The organism is Bradyrhizobium sp. SPXBL-04 (genome assembly GCF_051853035.1).
Lineage (GTDB): Bacteria > Pseudomonadota > Alphaproteobacteria > Rhizobiales > Xanthobacteraceae > Bradyrhizobium > Bradyrhizobium zhanjiangense.
Map to the genome: position 1 here is coordinate 3,915,855 of NZ_CP182472.1, position 17,285 is coordinate 3,933,139.

The following is a 17,285-nucleotide window of genomic DNA, read 5'->3' on the forward strand; positions in this document are numbered from 1 at the left end:
GGAGCTCTCTATCGCTAAGCCGAGGGGCGCGTTAAGAAGCCTTGTTGCGCCGATGCTTCCCGCAATTCGGCGTAGGCTGCAAGCTGCGGCGCTATCCACTGGCGCAGCCCTTCGGCCTCGAGCACAGCGCGATGCGTCGGGTTTTCGTAGCTCATGGCGAATAGTGCTTTGGCAAAGTGCTGCTCCAACGCGGGGTCCAGATCGGATCGGGCAGTGAACATGCAGTGATTATATGGCGGCGAGGTCCAGATTTCGGTCAGCGCACCTTCCGGCACCAGACGCTCTGTACGCACCGCGTTCCAGAATGGGCTGCCGATTGCGCCGGCATCGGCGCGGCCGTCGAGCACCGCGCGAACGACGTTGGACTCGCTCGTCCCCGTGTCACCGTGCTTACCGAGGTCCGTGTTGAAGCGCAGCGTTCGGTAGTCTTCCCCCTCAATCAGTCCCTCGCGCTCTAGAAAATAAACCGGGAGGATTGCCGCATGGCCGCTGTCGCGGCTGCCGAGCGCCAGGGTCCGGTTCTTGAGATCGCCAAGCGTAGCGACCGGCCCACCGGTGACCGCAACGATCTTGGTCATCCAGCCGACGTCGGTGTCGCGCATCGCGATCGGGCGGCAGCGCTTGTCGCTCCAGGCATCGGCCTGGATATAGGCGAGGTTCGTGTTCCATGCGATGTCGATCCGCGGCAGCCGCTCGCCCGGCAAAGCCAGCAGCGCTGCGACCTGGGCCTCGTAGCTCTGAAACAATACGACCTCGACGGCGAGATGCGCCTCCTCGTGAAAGTAGCGTCGCATGCCCTCCCAGATACTGACCACCTTCGGATCGTATGCGACGGCACCTATCCAGATCGTCTGGCTCATGATTACTCCTCGCCTGTCACGCCTGATTTCAAATGCGATCAATCGCGATCCGAGCGCGGCCAGCAGGGCAACCCTGCTGCGCTCAGAACAGCGGTATTCCCAACACGGCCTTGCCGATGAATTCACGCAGAACATCGCCCGTCGGCGCCATGACCGCGCCTGCATGGGCATCGCGGAACAATCGCTCGATGGCCAGATGCTTGGAAAACGCAGCACCTCCGCACACCCGCATCGCCGCCGAAGTGACGCCGATAGCAACATCAGCCGCCGACGCTTTGCACTCGAGCACGCGCAGCATGGTGGTATCTCGGGGGCGCTCGAGGTGACCGACGAGATCGTCGACGCGCGCGGCGAGCCCATCAGTGTCGATTTGCATTGTCGCAAGTTGCGCGCGAAGCGTCGGCAGGCTCTCGCCGAGGGTCTGGCCCAGATGCTCGAAGCGAGCGCTCTTGAGGTGAGCTGTGGTCCCCGCCACGGCGGCCCGGCAAAGGCCTAGCGCGACTGCCGATGTCCCGAGGTTGAACAGCGGAAGCACGATTTCCAGCATCGCCTTGAAGCCCGCTCCGTCGTCGGTCAGCTGAAGACTCGATCCGACCTCGGCGTCCTCAAGGATCATCGGCGCGGAAGCGTTGGCGCGCATCCCGAGACCATCCCAAGGGCCGGCGACCGACAGTCCAGGCGCACCAGCGGCGAAAAGGTAAAGGGTTGAATCGGTCGGACTCTTCCCTTCAGGAGCCAGCGCCGAGACAACATAGCTTTGCGCGTGACCGGCGCTCGTCACCCACGATTTCTTGGCCGTGATGCGCACATTGGTGCCACTACGGATCGCTCGCGACACAGGCGCCCAGAAGTGGCTGCGGGATCCGGCTTCGCTGAATGCCAGCGTGGTGAGGTGCTGACCGGCTGCAATATCTTTCAACGTCTGCACGACGGCTGCACCGGGACGGGCCGCGGCGATCGTCGCGGTGGCGCACATGTGCATCAAATAGACCATCGCGGCCGACGCGTCCGCTTCCGCAAGCGTCGCAATGATGGCAGCGAGGGTCCTTGGTCCGAGAGCCGAGCCGCCGACTTCGGTGGGCAGCATCATCCCCAGCAGTCCGGCCGAGCCGAGCGCCGCGACTGCCTCCGACGAAAATCGAGCATCCTTGTCGTTTTGTCGTGCCGCCGGCGCCAGTATGCGGTCGGCGATCTCCCTGGCCTGCGAAACTGCAGTCTCGTGGTCCATAACAGCCCTCCGTCGTGCTCGGTCGAATTGAACTAGCTGCAGGCGGCTGTATTGCACTGCAGCGGATGTTGTTGGGTCGGAACGCTCAGCGTGCGGCACAACCGCTTCCGTATACTCGCTGTGGTTTCTCCGCCAAAGTACCCCCAAATTATTACGCCGCTCAAAGCGATCTGGTTACGTCACCCGGAGGATATTTTTTAGACGTCGGTCGCACCTTTTGCTTGTTCCGGCTGCGGCCGGCGGAGACAATCATCGCAGCAGGGGGCGGCGCTGGTCCGCTGTCGCGAAAAGCGCTGCGAGCGACCGGCGATTGCGTAAGGAGGTTTGCCTGGCGTGGCGGCAATTGATCGCAATCCCGGCCGATCGCCCGCGGCCCCGGCTCCTGCTATGAGCGTTGCGGCGATTGGGATCATCTGTAAGGCGCCGCAGCCTGGCCGCGCAAAGACCAGGCTTGCGACGGCTATTGGCGCGGTTGCCGCCTCGGAGCTCTCGGCTTGCTTTCTGCGTGACGTCGCCGACGCCATCGACACGGTCCCGGAGAGCCTCGGCAGGCGCGGCTATGGTGTCTATGCGCCCGCGGGGGTCGAGCACATCATGCGGGAGCTGCTTCCCGCAACGTTCGGGCTTCTGCTGCAAGTCGGTGACGATCTCGGAGATGTGCTGTTCGGTGCCGCGCGCGATCTCCTCGACGGACACGACTGCGTTTTGCTCGTCAATGGCGACAGCCCAACCCTTCCTGCCCGTTTCCTGGTCCGGGCTATCGAAGCTCTTCGCGAGCCCGGCGACAGAATGGTGCTCGGGCCAGCAAGCGATGGCGGTTATTACCTCATTGGGTTAAAGCGCCCACATCGGCAGCTATTCACGCGCATCGCATGGGGGACGGAGACTGTAGCTCGCAGCACATGCGATCGCGCCGCCGAGATCGGACTTGCCACGATACTGCTGCCGGAATGGTACGATATCGACGACATTGAAGGGCTAACTTGGCTTAAGGACGAATTGGCCGGCAATTCGGCGCGCTTTCGCGGCGGTGGTCTGGCGCGGGCGAGCCGAGTTTTTCTCAAGGCTGCGCAGCGGATAGACCCATGAAGCCAATTGCGGGAACCATTGCGAGTCAATTCGGTGGACTGGCGCGCTCGGTCACCACAATGCCTCCGCTTCATCGGCTGGCCGGTATTGGCGTTATCCTGCTTGGTCTCACTCTGGTGACCCCCTTTGCCTTCGAGGCAGCCGGTGATAATGCCTTCATTGCTCTGACCATTCTTGCAGGTCTGCTGACGATCTTCGCGACAAGTATGGCCGAACAGGCTCCACCCGATCGCGCGCTATGGCTCATTTTTGGATTGGCGATCGTTCTGAGAGCCTATGTGCTGGCGTTCGATCCCCTTCTGTCCAATGACATCTATCGCTATGTCTGGGATGGCAGGGTTCAGGCCGCAGGTATCAATCCGTACCGCTATTTCCCGGCTCATGAGGCATTGGCATCGCTGCGCGACGGGGCGATCTTGCCGCACATCAACCGGGCCGACTCTGCCGTCACCATCTATCCTCCCGTCGCGCAGTTTTTCTTCCTCGTTGTCACGCGGATTGGTGAAAGCGTGACGACGATGCGCCTCGCACTGTTGGGGTGCGAGGCCGTCACCGTCACGATGATCATGCTGCTGCTGCGGCGCATGCACCGCCCGGTGACGCTCGTGATCGCCTATCTCTGGCATCCGCTGCCGCTGTGGGAGATCGCCAACAGCGGCCACGTCGACGCGCTCATGGTCGCGCTGGTGCTGCTGGGCCTATGGATTGCCCTGACCGGCTCCGCTCTGCGCGGGGCCGCCGTGATCGCGTTATCGACGCTGGTGAAACCGTATGCGGCGCCGGTGCTCGCCGGGATCTGGCGGCCGTGGGACCCTAAAATGCCGCTCGTTGTGATCGCCGTCATCGCGCTTTGTTACCTTCCTTATCTGTCGGTCGGCTGGGGCGTTCTCGGGTTCCTGACCAAGGGCTATTTCAACCAAGAGGGGATCGTTGCCGGCAACGATATCTGGCTGTTGTCGCTCTGGCGGCTTGTGTTCGGCGAGCATGAGCGCGACGTTGCCGTCTACGTGGCACTGGCCGGGCTAGTCCTCATGCTCAAGGGGCTCACGGTTGCCCGCAGCTCTGATCACAGCATCGCGTCGCGTGTTGCCGACATTAACATGCTGTTGCTTCTTGCTTTCCTGTTGTGGTCGCCCAACTACCCCTGGTATTTTCTGATTGTTGCGCCGTTTGCCGCCTTGTGCGGCTCCGCGCCCACCTGGGTCGTTTCGATCGGAGCGCTGTTGCTATCCGAACAACTCGACTGGGACTTCTACATTCCAAGGGTGGTAAGCAAATCAATCCTGTTTGGAGGTCTTTTGCTGGCTTGGGCCTTCGTCGTCTGGAGGACCCGCATGCCGCGGACCATAGAGGCAAGGCTGTTGCAATGAGCCTTTCCCGCGAAGCGCAAAACCCTCACGCGCCGTTCGACCCGCGCCGCTACCACGAGTCGGTCGCGGGCGAGCGCACCGAGGTCGCCCAGCGCCCGCCAGTCTGCCTTTATCTGGAGGTGACGAACCGCTGCAATCTTTTGTGCACCACTTGCCCGCGCACCTACGAGCAGCTCGAGCCGCCGGCGGACATGAGCTGGGACTTGTTCGTATCGATTGTCGATCAGGTCCCCGGTCTTGCGCGGGCGGTTCTGCACGGCGTCGGCGAGCCGATGCTGGTCGCTGATCTGCCCCGCATGGTCGGATACCTGAAGGATCGTGGCGTTTATGTCGTCTTCAACACAAATGGAACGGTTCTCAGTGAGCGCAACGGCCGTGCGCTGATCGACGCCTGCCTTGATGAACTGCGCGTCTCTCTCGACGCGTCAAATCGCGAGAGCTTCAAGGCGATCCGCGGCAGAGATTATTTCGGCCGCATCATCCGCAACGTGCGAGCATTTCGCGAACTACAGGAGCGGGAGGGCCACTCTAAGCCGCTGGTATCCTTCTGGCTGACCGGTCTGAGAGAGACTGTCGAGCAGCTTCCGGCCTTTGTGCAAATTGCGGCGGAGATCAGCGTCAAGGAAGTCTATCTGCAACGGCTCGTATTCTTCGATGAATCCGCCATTGGCAAGGCGCGGCCGGATCAGGCGCTGTTCGAGCGCCTGACGGAGGAGGAAGCGGCGTACCTGAAGCAGGCTGAGGAGCTCGCGCGCTCCCTTGGCATGACCTTCAGCGCATCAGGCGCAACGAGCGAGCCCAGCTTAAGCCTCAAGGGTGGCGGAGACCTTTCGCCATGGTCGCTCTGCCGGCGGCCATGGTCGCTGATGTACTTTACGGCCAATGGCCGTGCGCTGCCATGCTGTATCGCGCCGTTCTCGCAGCATGGCTATGACAACTACACCCTCGGTCATGCCCGGCAGCAGGCCCTGCGGGACATCTGGAATGGGCCCGCCTACCAGCACTTTCGGGCAGCGCTCTTGTCAGACGAGCCACCCAAGTGCTGCGCCAATTGCGGCCTGCGCTGGAGCCTGTGAGCCAGGTGATCAAGGAGAGCGAACAGAGCGAGCGCCGGCCGGTGGTTTCGGCGATCATTCCCTGCATTGATGAGGAAGCGGCCATCGGCGGGGTCGTGACGGCGGTGCTCGGCCAGAATGTAAGCGAGGTCATCGTGGTCGACGGGGTCTCGCGAGATCGTACGGTCGAGCGCGCTGAGGCCGCCGGAGCGCGCGTAATTGTCGAGCCGCGGCGCGGCTACGGGCGCGCGATCCAGGCTGGCATCGCCGCTGTGCGTGATAACGCCGACATTCTGGTTTTCCTCGACGGCGACGGCAGCGATCCTGCGGAATTCATTCCTGATCTGGTGTCGCCGATCATTGCTGGGCAAGCCGACTTCGTACTCGGCTCGCGTGTTCGCGGCCCACGTGAGCCCGGCAGCCTGGCACCACAGCAGGTCATCGCTGCCCACGTCGGCAGGCTTCTACTGCGCTTCGTCTATGGCGCAAACTTCACGGATCTGTCGCCGTTTCGCGCTATCCGGCGGGATGCGCTCATACGTCTCAATATGAAGGAAGAGACATTTGGCTGGAATCTGGAGATGTTGATGCGGGTCGCCGCGGCGCGTGTACCGATGCTTGAGATCGCTGTCGGACAGCGGCGCCGAATCGGCGGAGTGTCGAAGGTCTCCGGCAATCTCATCGCCGGCATCAAGGCAGCCTGGTCGATTTCGGCGACGTTTGTTCGTCTCGCGTTCGAGCTGCGAGACCACGGCAAGAGGAGCTAGTCAGTGCGTGCCGGCGCGATCTTCACAGGCAACGATATCCCGGGGAGACTTTCGATTTTCCTTATTCGGCGGGGAGAAGACAGCGAGGTATCCGCCATCGCCTGCGAGCTGATATGTGGCGATCTCGCGATAACCGACGGCGCTCGCTTCGCAACGCAACTGCTCAATTGGCGTGCCATGTTCGGAGGTCGGACGCTCAAGGTCGACAATTCCGATCCGCGCGCCCGGTTTCAAGGCAGGCGCGAGATTATAGAGAAAGGCATAGGGTTGGGCGATCTCGTGATACATGTGCACGAGGATGGCGGCATCCAGCGAGGAGGCGGGCAGGCGTGGGTCGTGCGGTTCGCCCAGCGCTAATGTGACGTTTGTCAGTCGAAGACGCTCGACGCGCTTGGCGAGCTCGATGAGGTAATCTCGGGTGACGTCCTCAGCAATGACGGAGCCTTTGGAGGCGAGGAGGGGCGAGAGCCGAACCGTGTGGTAGCCACGGCCGGCGCCGATATCACCGACCGTCATGCCGGGCTTCAACACAAGACGCCGAGCAATCTCGCCGGTCTCATCCAGGGAGTCACGGTGCCTCTCGTCGGAGCGGCCTGGGCTGACAATCGGCGCAACCGGGCGCTGGGGCGAGGGGAACTCCGATGCCGAGACCCCTGATGGGGCCAGATAACCGATATCGGCCGCGTACGCGCAAGTTGGGCCCAGCACCGCAAGAAGCAAGGCTGCGCGAAATAGAGCGATCAAATGCCCGCCATGCATCTCGTGCGGCCATTCGGCTCTTGTGAGTTCACGAGGTTGGCTCAACGTCGTCACTCTCTCACTCACACGATCGCAACTACCCCGCCATGTGGAAAAACCTGCCGATTAATCCCTTCCCGTCGCGCACCGCAGGGATTTGGCGGCGCAACCAGGCATCAAGGCCGAGACTGCGGCCGGCGCCATCGAGTGTGAACAGGAACATCAGCATGGCCAAAAACATGTACGTCCACGGCCACTCGGACGAATTGCCATACAGGCCGAGCCAGAGCTGCAGCACATAGGCGATGGCCAGCACGCCCAGCAATCGCACCGCAAGCCCGAGCATCATCGACCCAGCGAATGCCAGCTCGGCAACAAAGACGATTGGCCCAAAGATGGACATGTTCGGGAGCACGACATCCTTCATGAAGCTGCGGTGAAACTCGAACGCCGCGTTGGTCGATTCCTGTTCGGTCCAGTATTGCAGACCGCCCGACAGAGGTAGCGGCAGCTTCCATAACATGCCCTGAAACCACATACAGCCGACCAGCACCCGAACCAGCCAGATTCCGAGATGTCGGCCGGTACGCTGCTCCGAATCCTCCTGCCAATTCCGCAAGGCCACTGCAATGCTGGCGAATAGCAGTGCCCAGAACAGCGCCAGGATCAGATAGCGCCAGTTTCCGAGACTGAGATAGTCGCCCGTCATCGCACTCAGGAAATGACCGATATCGATGAAGGGATTTGTGGGCATAGGCGCATGCTCCGGAGCAGTGCACAGTAACTCCACAGTGTCCGCGTCCGCAACTCCGTCTCGGCGTGCGCGGGTTCACTTCGCTGCGCTCTGTCCGTCGGAGCAACTGGCTGTAGCCAGCGCCTGAAACGCCTCATCCGCGAAGCCGAGACCAAGGGTGGCGATCCGCGTAGTCAGCTTCCAGCCGGAGATCAAGGCGCATATGAGGTTCGGCGTACTCCTGATAGTGGGCACGATAGCGGACCGCGCCAGAGGTCCAAGTTGGGGCCAGGTCCAGGTGCGGACGTTGTATCAGTGGCGTTTCGCGACGCGCTATGTGGATTGTCGGCGCGATGCTCCAGGCGTACCCTCAGTGCTCGTTCAAGGGGACGACGAAATGCGATCATCCGGGCAGATCGTTATCGAAGCGAAGCCTGAGGCTCTTTCCATCAACCCACAGAGCGCCGTCATCGTTGTCGATATGCAGAATGACTTGGCTCTGAGGGCGGGATGTTCGCGCTTGCGGGCGTCGACATTTCCGGCATCCGGAACGCCATTGCGCCCACAGCTCGCGTCTTGGCTGCAGCGCGGCATGCCGGCATCAGCATTATTTACTTGAAAATGGGTTTCCGACCGGATCTTTCGCGATCAGCCACTATTTTGTGATGGACTGGGCCGCGGTGTGGCCCGCCACGACTGAAGCATCGATCGCACTCATCTACACCACCGTGTTGAATATCGCCGTTCTCGCGCTAGCAACTGCGCTTGTCTGGAGATTTCTAAGGACCGGCGGTCCGGCAATGCTGCGCATGATGAACGAGCCAAGCCATCGGGCTACTTAGGGAGTGTGAGGCATGATGGATGGCATGATGAACATGATGGGTGGCATGGGTTGGGGGATGGGTCTGATCGGAGTACTCATCCTCATCCTTCTCATTCTCGGCATTGCGGCGCTCGTTAAATACCTCTCGGGACCGTAAGCAGTGCCACCGGGCGCAGATGGGGATCGAAAGCCAGCCCTGTTACTGGCAGAATATCGGGCTCACAAACCCGTGAACCGCAGCGCCGGTTGATCTTGCGGCTCCTGCCGATGGCCTAGCTATTCTCGGCGCTGGCCGTTATCTTAGTCGTATGTTGGAGAAGCTCGGCCGCGCCATGAGATTGCTGCTGGCGCTCACGTTCATCGTGGGGCTGGTTCCGCATGGCATACGTGCTGCGCATGCTGACGTGAGCATGGTCATGGCTGCCGCGACCGACATGCCGATGAAAGGCAAATGTCACGGCTGCGGCGACGATCAGAAGGCCATGACGGCCGCGGCATGCTCCGCCTTTTGCGGAAGTTTCGTGGCCTTGCCCGTCTTTGGACCGCTGTTTGAGCTGTCCTCGGTCGAGACGGCGCGAGATTGCTTCAGCCCAATTCTTGCGGGGCATACGATCCCGCCTGACCCGTATCCTCCCAGACCTGCCGTACTGAACTAAAGGCGCATCGCTGGTCGCGATGTTGACCTTTGGCGCGCGATGCCCACCGCATCGACAGCGCATCGTGATGACGCACGTGGGCTCTTGGCCACGGGCATCGGATCAACGTCCAGGATCGGCTTTCATGCATTCCGATTTGAGTCCGACGATCAGTCGCGCACTGCTGCTAGGCGGTACCGCAGTTGCGGCCTCCGCCCTGTTCCCGGGAATACCGCGAGCCGCACCGGTAGAACCCAAGGTTATTGAGCTCTCCGCGGCGCCCGGTCGCGTGTCCCTCGTTGGCTCGCCTGACACGGAAACAAATGTCTGGTGCTACGGGAATCGCATCCCTGGTCCCGACATCCGGCTCCGCCAAGGCGAGCCCGTTCGGTTGGTGGTGCGAAACCAGTTACCGGAAGATACGACCGTCCACTGGCACGGCATACGTCTGCCGAATGCCATGGACGGCGTTCCCGGCCTCACGCAGCCGCCGATCAAGCCTGGCGAAGCCTTCACCTACGAATTCACGCCGCCCGACGCCGGCACGTTCTGGTATCACCCGCATGCCGACAGCCTGCAGCAACTCGGCCGTGGCCTGGCCGGTGCTCTGATTATTGAAGAGCCGGAACCCGTTCCGGTCGACCGCGACCTTGTTTGGGTGTTGAGCGACTGGCGGCTTAGATCCAACGCGCAGATCGCGCCCGGATTCGGCAACGGCATGGAAGCCGCCATGTCCGGGCGCGTCGGCAACACGGTCACGGTAAACGGCGTCGTCTCGGAAGAGGAGCCGGTACGGGCAGGGGAACGCGTTCGCCTCCGCCTCGTCAACACCTCGCTCGCGCGCATCATGGCCCTACGGTTCGAGGGCCACCGTCCGACAATCGTCGCGATCGACGGCCAGCCCTGCGAACCGCATGAGCCGGACAATGGGCGTCTGCTTCTTGCTCCCGCAATGCGCGTCGACCTTATCCTCGATATGCAGGGTGAACCGGGACGGCGATACCGCGTGGTCGACGATTTCTACGACGACCTGTCCTATTGGCTCACTCAACTCGCTTACAAAGACGAGCCGCCGCTCCGCGCGCATCCACTCGATTCACCGCTCCGTTTGCCGCGCAATCCGTTGCCAGAGCCGGACCTAACCAACGCCGAACTGCGCGAACTCCGGCTGCAGGGCGGCATGATGGGTGGCGGAGGCATGATGGGGATGGGCGGAATGATGGGCATGGGCAACCAAGCCAGCTGGGCCATCAACGGTCATTCCATGACAGGCGACGGTCACGCTGGGATGCCGCCGCTGCTTACGCTGCGGCGCGGACGAAGCTGCGTGTCGATGCGCAACGAGACCGCCTGGTGGCATCCTATGCATCTCCACGGCCACAGCTTCCGCGTCCTGAGCCGCAACGGTGCACCGGTGCCGTACCGGCAATGGGCCGATACCGTTCTCGTGCGACCGAAAGAGACGATCGAGATCGCTTTTGTCGCCGACAATCCCGGCGACTGGATGCTGCATTGCCATGTCACCGACCACCAGGTGTCGGGAATGATGACGGTGCTGCGCGTTGCATAACCAACCCGCTCTTGCGAAGGAGAAACTACATGAACAGGCGGACATTCTTCCTTGGTACTGCGCTAACGACGCTCCTGCCGCCGCTGCCGGTGCTTGCCGCGCCAACCCCAGCGACCTTGTACAAGAACCCGCAATGCAGTTGCTGCGAGGGGTATGCCGCATACCTGCGGCAGAACGGCTTTACCGTTGATGTGAAGCCCACTAACGACCTCGCCGAGATCAGCGAGAACGCCGGCGTGCCAGCGAAGTATCAGGGCTGTCACACGATGTTCGTTGGCAACTACGTGGTCGATGGGCATGTCCCGGTGGAGGTGGTCCGTAAGCTTCTGTCCGAGCGGCCGCCGATTGCGGGGATCACCCTTCCAGGGATGCCGACCGGCTCCCCCGGCATGACCGGCCCCAAGACGCAGAAATTCGTCATCTACGCCGTGACCAAGGATGGCAAGGCACCGACCGTCTACGCCACCGTGTAGCCAGTCGGTAGCGGGCGAGGTCGGCCCGCATCGCCCCACAAGCACGTTGGCCAACGATCGTCCCCAAACGGCTTGTGGATGCGATCCTGCCATCGATCGGAAAGGTTGAGCAGCAATGATGCTTGTCCCCTGTATCGGCCGGATTCAGTCCGCGATCGCTGTCGCAATCGCACTCGCAGCGGCCACTCAATTGGCCGTTGCTCAGGAGCCAGCGAAAAAGGTGGTCCTGCATAACAGCCCAAGACCTGTCGCCGCTGTTCAGTTCAGTGATGAGGAAGGCCGACCGCGAAGTCTGGCTGACTTCAAAGGAAAGGTCGTGGTCCTCAATCTCTGGGCCACCTGGTGCGTGCCCTGCCGAAAGGAAATGCCCGCGCTCGATCGGCTGCAAGCGGCCTTGGGCGGGGCCGAGCTCGAAGTTGTACCTCTCTCGGTGGATCGCGGCGGGCACGAAGCCGTCCGCAAGTTCTACTCCGAGGTCACCATTCGCAACCTTGCCGTTTACACCGACCCTTCCGGGCAGACGTTGCGTGCTGTAGGCGCGATCGGCTTGCCGACGACGCTCATTATCGATCGCGCTGGCCAGGAAGTCGGGCGCGCGCTTGGCCCGGCCGAGTGGGATTCCCCAGAAATCGCCGGCACGCTCCGAGCCGTCATGACCAGCGATCGCTTCGCTCAGCGGCAAGACCCTGATCGATTGCACGCGTCGCTCGGCCTGCTCCGGCGTGTGTTCGACTGGCTGATGTCGCCCATTAACGAAGTGATCCTCGATAGAGAAACAGCTGATGACTCCTCAGACGAAAATAAGAGCAGATGATTTCTCTGCTGTACGCGCGTGGCGGCCCTGGCGTTATCTTGGGGAGCGGCGCGCACTGGTTATCCTCGCGGTTATCGCCGTGATCGCCGGCACCGCGTTCGGATGGAACTGGCTCGTGGCTGCCGGTATTGCGCCCGTCCTGCTGAGCGTACTGCCATGCTTGGTGATGTGCGGGCTCGGTCTGTGCATGAACCGCCTGATCGGCCGCTCTTGCGCAACCTCCACATCACAAAGCGCAGCGAATGTCGGCTGGCAGCAACGAATTCTCCGGTCCTTGACCAGGCAACGGCAGATGTCGCTCAGGGTCGGGGTCCAGACCGAAATCCTGGGACGCCGCCGAAAGAACGCGCGGCGAGCCTGTGGAAATCGGAAACCGACGAAAGGAGACCGAACATGCAATCAACCGCTAGAACTCTGCTTGTATTCGCCGCGTTCTCGGTCGCCGCAGTGACCATGGCTCCGGCTCTCTATGCCGACGATCACGCCTCGTCCAGCTCCACGACGATGGTCGGAATGATGAGTCGGGGGAGCGGAATGATGGAACGGATAGGGATGATGAACCATTGCGGCGCGATGATGGACAGAGATGACAGCGGTGGCCGACCCAACGACCAGTGGCGCGCTCCTCGATCGCCGGATGCCAAGGCCAAACAGTAGCTGTCGATGAAGACACGAACCAGACGCCTGACCATCATAGCTCTCGTTGCGGCCGCCGGCGCGATCGCGCTGGCTGAGGCATGGTTTGTGGCGACTCCGTATCCGAAGGTCGTCACGTCTGGCACGGCAGCGATTGGCGGGCCGTTCACGCTGGTAACGACCGACGGCAAGACGTGAGCGATGAGACCTACCGCGGCAAGTGGCTTCTGATCTACTTCGGCTACACCTTCTGCCCGGATGCGTGTCCGACCGCGCTCACCAACATGAGCGCGGCCTTGGAAAAGCTTGGCCCAAATGCCAGCGAGCTCCAACCGCTCTTTATCACGGTCGACCCCCAGCGCGACACCCCTGTCGTCATGACTGATTACCTGAAGTCCTTTGATTCTCGCATCGTCGGCCTGACTGGAAACCAGGCGCAGATCGACGGCGTGCTGAAGGCATATCGCGTGTACGCCGAAGCGCAGAAATCCGAAGTGGATAACGCCGATTATCCGGTCTCGCACAGCGCGTACCTCTATCTGATGGATCCACAGGGGCGATTCGCGAATGTGATCCAGAGCAGCGAAGGCGGCGAAGAGATTGCTGCCTGGCTGCGCAAGCAAATGACCCACAAGAACGGATAGGACGATTGATGAAACGACCATTCAAGCTGATCTTGAGCATCGCATTGGCTTTGATAGCCGGCGCTCAGGTTAACGCGCAGACCTCAAGCGCGAGTTCAGTCGTAGTCGAGCGCCCATGGGCGCGAGCAACGCCCGGAGGAGCGAAGACCGGCGCAGCCTACTTGATATTGATCAATAACGGCGAAGCCGGAGACCAGTTGTTGGGCGCGACGACGCCGGTCGCAGACAAGGTTCAGTTTCACAGCACCACAGAAGAGAATGGCATGTCCCGTATGCGCGAAATGCCTGTCGTCGATCTGGTACCTCATGCAAAGACCACATTCGATCCGGGCGGCATGCACATTATGCTCGTCGACTTGAAGCAGCCGCTCAAAGAAGGTCAGACTTTCTCTCTAAGTTTGACGTTTGCCAAGGCGGGCAAAGTCGACGTCACGGTTCCGGTCGCGAAGGTCGGCGCCATGCGGCCCAGTGACATGGCTCCCATGATGCATCATCACGACGACACGATGAAAGAATGAGGTTGGTTGAGCTTGAGCCTGATGATGCGGCCTCCAGCGAACTGGCAATCTGTCGCCCAAGGATCAGTGAAATAGCGTCTTCAGGACGACCGCGATGTCGCTATGGAGTGCCGATCGAGGGCGCCGGTTTCCAGTTCGATCGACTCGAGACCGGATACATGCGCGGCCCGAAGCCGATGACATTCATGTACGAGGGCAGCGCGCGACCACGATAAGCGCCTGGATCCGAGGGAGGCAATGATGTGCGCTCATCACGATGTTCGCGAGCGCGGCCGGGCGAAGCAGATGCGACGTGCGGCCAGCACGTATTTACCGCGTGCGCCGCCTGCCATTCGCTCGAGCCAAACCGAAATATGACGGGCCAAGTCTGGCGGAGCTTTGGAATCGCAAGGCAGGAGCCTTGGCAAGCTTCCCACGTTACTCTTCCGCCCTGAAGAGTTCGGGAGTGCTCTGGAACGATCGGCACCCTCGACCAGTGGCTTAAGGACCCGCAACATTTCGTACCCGGCAATGAGATGACGTTCGTAGGGATCAAGAATGATCAGCAACGCGCTGATCTCCTCGCATTTCTCAGACAGGCCACCCAGCGGGGGCTTATCGCAATCGGCACAGCGGGACAGATTGCATCCAACTCTCATCCGGCGAGAAATTGCTTCAGTTTTCGTACTCAATGGTCCCTGTGTGGCGGTCGACTTTCAGGTTTTGCACAAGTGAATTGTCGACAGTAACGATCGCGGCACTAATACTCCCGCCGTCGGCACTGACGTTACCAATCTTCAGCCGCTTATTGTTGAGCCGCTCGAGCTGCACGCCGAGATAGCTTCGCACGTCCTCGACGGACAGGTTCATCATCGGGGTCACGTGCGATCCAAACATTCCGCCTGTGCCGCCGCGCGTCGTGTCGGAGCCCATCATTCCTTGCCCCATCATGTTGGACCCCATCATCCCTTGGCCCATGCCGCCCTGCATCATGCCGCCCATCATAGGACACATCATGCCTTGCTCCATGCCGCGTCGCATCATCCCGGAATCCATCATGCCTTGTCTCATCCCATGCTCGGGCATGTTGGAAGTTGTAGCCCTGGACGCGCTGCCTTCTTGCATCATGTCGGCACCCATGCCTTGCATTCCTTGAGCCATGGCGAGAGTTGAGCTTGAGGTTGCGATGCAGAGAACCAACGTCGCCCCCAAGCACAAATTAGTGGTGGTTTTCATGGTCGTTACTCCTGGTTGTTGAGGGCCTGCCTGATCTCGACCAATAATCCGACTACGGGACGCACATTCTGCTGACATTTTACACCCGCGCGAAGCGCGAGCGGAATGCTTATGCAGATGCCGCTCCATAGTTTCAGGGACGCGACCGCAATTGCTGCAACGCGCTGCACCAAATGGAGGCGGCAATCCGGAGGTGAAGTCCGTCGGTCCAATCGTGCCGGACGGGCAGGGGCCGATGAACCAAGATTAAACTTGCCGTTCCGATCTCGTTCAGCTCGCCTCTTCGAAAATGTCCATCGGATGGGATCTCTTACGGTTACGAGTCAGTTCACGCTTGCGGAGGACGATGATGGACGCGAACGAGCTTCAAAAGAAGAGCCTAAGACCGGTGTTGTGCCTCCTCAGCGCAGCCGCGCTACTTGTGACGTTGACGCACGCCGCGAGTGCCCATGATGAGGAAGGCTGGTACCGACCCCGCGAACACGATTGGCACTCCGGCTGGCACCACGATTGGCACTCCGGACCGCATTATGGTCAGCACAGCGGGTTCCATTGGGATCCTACTATGGCTGGCACTATGGCAGGCACAACGGCCCGCACGAGGGGCGCCATGACGATTGGCACCGTGGCCCGCACCATGACTGGAATGGTGGCGATCACGATGACTAGGACATGATCCGCAGGCGTCTTGCGCCGCAAATGGATTGTGCCCAGCGAAAAAGGCTGATACGGCGACCGGATTTGGACATAAGGCGATATCCAAACGTGCGCGAATTAGGCCGAACGAGTGCGAATTAGGTAGGAGAGACGATGCTACGTGTTGTCGCGAGCTTGGCTATTCTTGTGAGTGGTCTCATGGCCGGATCGGCCTACGCTCACCCGGCCCTCCAAGCCAGCAATCCCGGACAGGATGCCACGGTACCGCCTCCGAAGGAGGTTCGATTGACCTTCAGCGAGAATGTCATCCCTAAATTCTCAGGGCTGACAATCAAGGACAGCAGGGGCGCTCTCATCCAGACGGAAAGTCCATCCATCGATCCGAATGATAAGCGACAGCTTGTCGTTCCGATCGTCAAGTCGCTGTCTGCCGGAATTTACGACGTCGAGTGGCATGCTGTTTCAGCCGATACCCACAAGGTGAAGGGCCACTTCTCGTTCAAGGTTTCGCAATGATGCTGGAGGCGGGCCTCGTTGCCGCCCGCTTCGTTCATCTGGCCTGCGTCATTATTTCCTTCGGTGCTGCACTCTTCCCGCTCTATTCGTGCCTGAGCGCCGACAGCTCAGAGCGACTTGGGCGCCAACTGAATCCTATCCTGATCACGGCCGCGCTTGGCGCGCTCTTAAGCGGCCTTGCCTGGTTCGGCTTGACCGTGGCGAACATGTCCGGGGAGCTTGCAGACGCCGTGGATCGTGACACGTTGGCATCAGTGCTATGGGACACCGATTTCGGTCACGTATGGGCGGTGCGCGCACCGCTTATGATTCTCCTCGTTGCGGCGATCCAGTTGCCTGGCGTATCTCACTTGAACCGTCGTGCGATCGCAATTGTGACGTTTCTCGCAGCGATCCTCCTCGTGTCATTGGCCGGAATTGGGCACACCCAGGTCAACGAAGGGACCTCGGCACGCATTCACGTCACTAGCGACGTAGCGCACCTGCTTGCGGCCGGCGCTTGGCTGGGCGGTCTTTTACCTCTAAGTCTCTTTCTCGCTTCCAATCAGAAGGTTAGGGTACCGAATAGAGGAGTGGTGCGCGTCTTGTCGCGCTTCTCAGGAATGGGCTACGCTGCGGTAGCGGTCCTCCTTGCCTCCGGTTCGATCAATAGTTGGTTCCTCGTCGGCTCTCTGCCGCACTTGATCTCTACGACTTACGGTCAGCTGCTGTTGGTGAAATCGGGGCTGTTCGTTCTAATGGTGCTGTTGGCTGCCGCCAACCGGTTCTGGCTTGTTCCGGCTATGGCCCAATCGCCGACTGCGAACGGGTCCGAAAGCATGCTGGCAAAGCTTCGCGGTCACGTTCTTGGGGAGCAGGTGGTGGGCCTAGTCGTCGTGGGCGTCGTCAGCGTGTTGGGGACATTAGACCCCGCCATGCATGGTTCGTGAAGTTAATGCATCGTG

At 60.9% G+C, this 17,285-nt stretch carries 20 protein-coding genes; 15 read left to right on the forward strand and 5 right to left on the reverse strand.

Translation table 11 applies throughout. From position 1 onward, the window contains the following. Positions 1-14: 14 nt before the first annotated feature. Entirely contained in the window at positions 15-860 is an 846-nt protein-coding gene (locus ACNJX8_RS18430) for a phosphate/phosphite/phosphonate ABC transporter substrate-binding protein (RefSeq protein ID WP_439361608.1), read from the reverse strand. Between the two features lie 82 nt (positions 861-942). After that, a complete protein-coding gene (locus ACNJX8_RS18435) occupies positions 943-2,088 on the reverse strand; it encodes an acyl-CoA dehydrogenase family protein (RefSeq protein WP_439361609.1) in 1,146 nt (381 codons plus the stop codon). 333 nt (positions 2,089-2,421) lie between these two features. Between ACNJX8_RS18435 and ACNJX8_RS18440 the strand changes: the two genes are divergently transcribed. From ACNJX8_RS18440 to ACNJX8_RS18455, 4 genes are read left to right on the forward strand one after another with little or no spacing between them, the layout of a single operon-like run. Continuing rightward, positions 2,422-3,177: a TIGR04282 family arsenosugar biosynthesis glycosyltransferase gene (locus tag ACNJX8_RS18440; RefSeq protein WP_439361610.1), complete on the forward strand. Its 756-nt coding sequence runs from the start codon at positions 2,422-2,424 to the stop codon at positions 3,175-3,177. Further along, positions 3,174-4,547: a hypothetical protein gene (locus ACNJX8_RS18445; RefSeq protein WP_439361611.1), complete on the forward strand. Its 1,374-nt coding sequence runs from the start codon at positions 3,174-3,176 to the stop codon at positions 4,545-4,547. Before ACNJX8_RS18440 ends, ACNJX8_RS18445 begins: the two co-directional genes overlap by 4 nt. Continuing rightward, on the forward strand, positions 4,544-5,623 hold the full coding sequence (locus ACNJX8_RS18450; RefSeq protein WP_091889672.1) for a radical SAM/SPASM domain-containing protein: 1,080 nt from the start codon (positions 4,544-4,546) through the stop codon (positions 5,621-5,623). The genes ACNJX8_RS18445 and ACNJX8_RS18450 overlap by 4 nt, the downstream gene beginning before the upstream one ends. Further along, the gene (locus ACNJX8_RS18455; protein ID WP_206734265.1) at positions 5,587-6,369 is read left to right on the forward strand and encodes a glycosyltransferase family 2 protein; all 783 of its coding nucleotides are present in this window, start codon (positions 5,587-5,589) and stop codon (positions 6,367-6,369) included. Before ACNJX8_RS18450 ends, ACNJX8_RS18455 begins: the two co-directional genes overlap by 37 nt. Here ACNJX8_RS18455 and ACNJX8_RS18460 read toward each other — a convergent pair whose 3' ends face one another. Both ACNJX8_RS18460 and ACNJX8_RS18465 read right to left on the reverse strand, forming a co-directional pair. Continuing rightward, the gene (locus tag ACNJX8_RS18460) at positions 6,370-7,128 is read right to left on the reverse strand and encodes a class I SAM-dependent methyltransferase (RefSeq protein ID WP_128955748.1); all 759 of its coding nucleotides are present in this window, start codon (positions 7,126-7,128) and stop codon (positions 6,370-6,372) included. Between the two features lie 76 nt (positions 7,129-7,204). Further along, positions 7,205-7,816, reverse strand: a complete 612-nt coding sequence (locus tag ACNJX8_RS18465) for a DoxX family protein (RefSeq protein ID WP_245473306.1) — start codon at positions 7,814-7,816, stop codon at positions 7,205-7,207. An 878-nt stretch (positions 7,817-8,694) separates the two neighbouring features. Here ACNJX8_RS18465 and ACNJX8_RS18470 point away from each other — a divergent pair. From ACNJX8_RS18470 to ACNJX8_RS18510, 9 genes are all read left to right on the forward strand, one after another. Further along, entirely contained in the window at positions 8,695-8,820 is a 126-nt protein-coding gene (locus tag ACNJX8_RS18470) for a hypothetical protein (protein ID WP_256477618.1), read from the forward strand. A gap of 175 nt (positions 8,821-8,995) precedes the next feature. Then, on the forward strand, positions 8,996-9,319 hold the full coding sequence (locus tag ACNJX8_RS18475) for a hypothetical protein (protein WP_128941252.1): 324 nt from the start codon (positions 8,996-8,998) through the stop codon (positions 9,317-9,319). A 124-nt stretch (positions 9,320-9,443) separates the two neighbouring features. Further along, positions 9,444-10,868 (forward strand): multicopper oxidase family protein, encoded by a 1,425-nt coding sequence (locus ACNJX8_RS18480; protein WP_439410346.1) that lies wholly within the window; start codon positions 9,444-9,446, stop codon positions 10,866-10,868. Positions 10,869-10,897: 29 nt separating this feature from the next. Beyond that, positions 10,898-11,341 carry a DUF411 domain-containing protein gene (locus ACNJX8_RS18485; RefSeq protein ID WP_128941254.1) on the forward strand — a complete coding sequence of 148 codons (444 nt, stop codon included), beginning with the start codon at positions 10,898-10,900 and terminating at the stop codon, positions 11,339-11,341. A gap of 115 nt (positions 11,342-11,456) precedes the next feature. Then, complete coding sequence (locus tag ACNJX8_RS18490; protein WP_439361612.1) at positions 11,457-12,155, forward strand: TlpA family protein disulfide reductase; 699 nt, start codon at positions 11,457-11,459, stop codon at positions 12,153-12,155. A 393-nt stretch (positions 12,156-12,548) separates the two neighbouring features. Next, positions 12,549-12,812 carry a hypothetical protein gene (locus tag ACNJX8_RS18495; protein ID WP_439361613.1) on the forward strand — a complete coding sequence of 88 codons (264 nt, stop codon included), beginning with the start codon at positions 12,549-12,551 and terminating at the stop codon, positions 12,810-12,812. A 6-nt stretch (positions 12,813-12,818) separates the two neighbouring features. Continuing rightward, on the forward strand, positions 12,819-12,989 hold the full coding sequence (locus tag ACNJX8_RS18500; RefSeq protein ID WP_439361614.1) for a hypothetical protein: 171 nt from the start codon (positions 12,819-12,821) through the stop codon (positions 12,987-12,989). After that, the gene (locus ACNJX8_RS18505; protein ID WP_439361615.1) at positions 12,986-13,435 is read left to right on the forward strand and encodes an SCO family protein; all 450 of its coding nucleotides are present in this window, start codon (positions 12,986-12,988) and stop codon (positions 13,433-13,435) included. Before ACNJX8_RS18500 ends, ACNJX8_RS18505 begins: the two co-directional genes overlap by 4 nt. 8 nt (positions 13,436-13,443) lie before the next feature. After that, positions 13,444-13,953, forward strand: coding sequence for a copper chaperone PCu(A)C (locus ACNJX8_RS18510; protein WP_439361616.1), 510 nt, complete (start codon positions 13,444-13,446; stop codon positions 13,951-13,953). Positions 13,954-14,607: 654 nt separating this feature from the next. Here the strand turns inward: ACNJX8_RS18510 and ACNJX8_RS18515 are convergent. After that, entirely contained in the window at positions 14,608-15,168 is a 561-nt protein-coding gene (locus ACNJX8_RS18515) for a hypothetical protein (protein ID WP_439361617.1), read from the reverse strand. Between the two features lie 810 nt (positions 15,169-15,978). On the opposite strand from ACNJX8_RS18515, the gene copC reads away from it, so the two are divergent. Both copC and copD read left to right on the forward strand, forming a co-directional pair. After that, positions 15,979-16,341, forward strand: coding sequence for a copper homeostasis periplasmic binding protein CopC (gene copC, locus ACNJX8_RS18520; protein WP_128955636.1), 363 nt, complete (start codon positions 15,979-15,981; stop codon positions 16,339-16,341). Beyond that, positions 16,338-17,270 (forward strand): copper homeostasis membrane protein CopD, encoded by a 933-nt coding sequence (gene copD, locus ACNJX8_RS18525; protein WP_439361618.1) that lies wholly within the window; start codon positions 16,338-16,340, stop codon positions 17,268-17,270. Before copC ends, copD begins: the two co-directional genes overlap by 4 nt. The last annotated feature ends 15 nt before the right edge of the window (positions 17,271-17,285 follow it).

Bases quoted from the DNA above. Each gene is read 5' to 3' on its own strand.
- ACNJX8_RS18470 (WP_256477618.1), top strand. From the start codon at position 8,695: ATGATGGATGGCATGATGAACATGATGGGTGGCATGGGTTGGGGGATG.
- ACNJX8_RS18445 (WP_439361611.1), top strand. From the start codon at position 3,174: ATGAAGCCAATTGCGGGAACCATTGCGAGTCAATTCGGTGGACTGGCG.
- ACNJX8_RS18510 (WP_439361616.1), top strand. From the start codon at position 13,444: ATGAAACGACCATTCAAGCTGATCTTGAGCATCGCATTGGCTTTGATA.
- ACNJX8_RS18435 (WP_439361609.1), bottom strand. From the start codon at position 2,088: ATGGACCACGAGACTGCAGTTTCGCAGGCCAGGGAGATCGCCGACCGC.
- ACNJX8_RS18485 (WP_128941254.1), top strand. From the start codon at position 10,898: ATGAACAGGCGGACATTCTTCCTTGGTACTGCGCTAACGACGCTCCTG.
- ACNJX8_RS18460 (WP_128955748.1), bottom strand. From the start codon at position 7,128: ATGCATGGCGGGCATTTGATCGCTCTATTTCGCGCAGCCTTGCTTCTT.
- ACNJX8_RS18475 (WP_128941252.1), top strand. From the start codon at position 8,996: ATGAGATTGCTGCTGGCGCTCACGTTCATCGTGGGGCTGGTTCCGCAT.
- ACNJX8_RS18430 (WP_439361608.1), bottom strand. From the start codon at position 860: ATGAGCCAGACGATCTGGATAGGTGCCGTCGCATACGATCCGAAGGTG.
- ACNJX8_RS18515 (WP_439361617.1), bottom strand. From the start codon at position 15,168: ATGAAAACCACCACTAATTTGTGCTTGGGGGCGACGTTGGTTCTCTGC.
- copD (WP_439361618.1), top strand. From the start codon at position 16,338: ATGATGCTGGAGGCGGGCCTCGTTGCCGCCCGCTTCGTTCATCTGGCC.
- copC (WP_128955636.1), top strand. From the start codon at position 15,979: ATGCTACGTGTTGTCGCGAGCTTGGCTATTCTTGTGAGTGGTCTCATG.
- ACNJX8_RS18450 (WP_091889672.1), top strand. From the start codon at position 4,544: ATGAGCCTTTCCCGCGAAGCGCAAAACCCTCACGCGCCGTTCGACCCG.
- ACNJX8_RS18480 (WP_439410346.1), top strand. From the start codon at position 9,444: ATGCATTCCGATTTGAGTCCGACGATCAGTCGCGCACTGCTGCTAGGC.
- ACNJX8_RS18495 (WP_439361613.1), top strand. From the start codon at position 12,549: ATGCAATCAACCGCTAGAACTCTGCTTGTATTCGCCGCGTTCTCGGTC.
- ACNJX8_RS18465 (WP_245473306.1), bottom strand. From the start codon at position 7,816: ATGACGGGCGACTATCTCAGTCTCGGAAACTGGCGCTATCTGATCCTG.
- ACNJX8_RS18490 (WP_439361612.1), top strand. From the start codon at position 11,457: ATGATGCTTGTCCCCTGTATCGGCCGGATTCAGTCCGCGATCGCTGTC.
- ACNJX8_RS18500 (WP_439361614.1), top strand. From the start codon at position 12,819: ATGAAGACACGAACCAGACGCCTGACCATCATAGCTCTCGTTGCGGCC.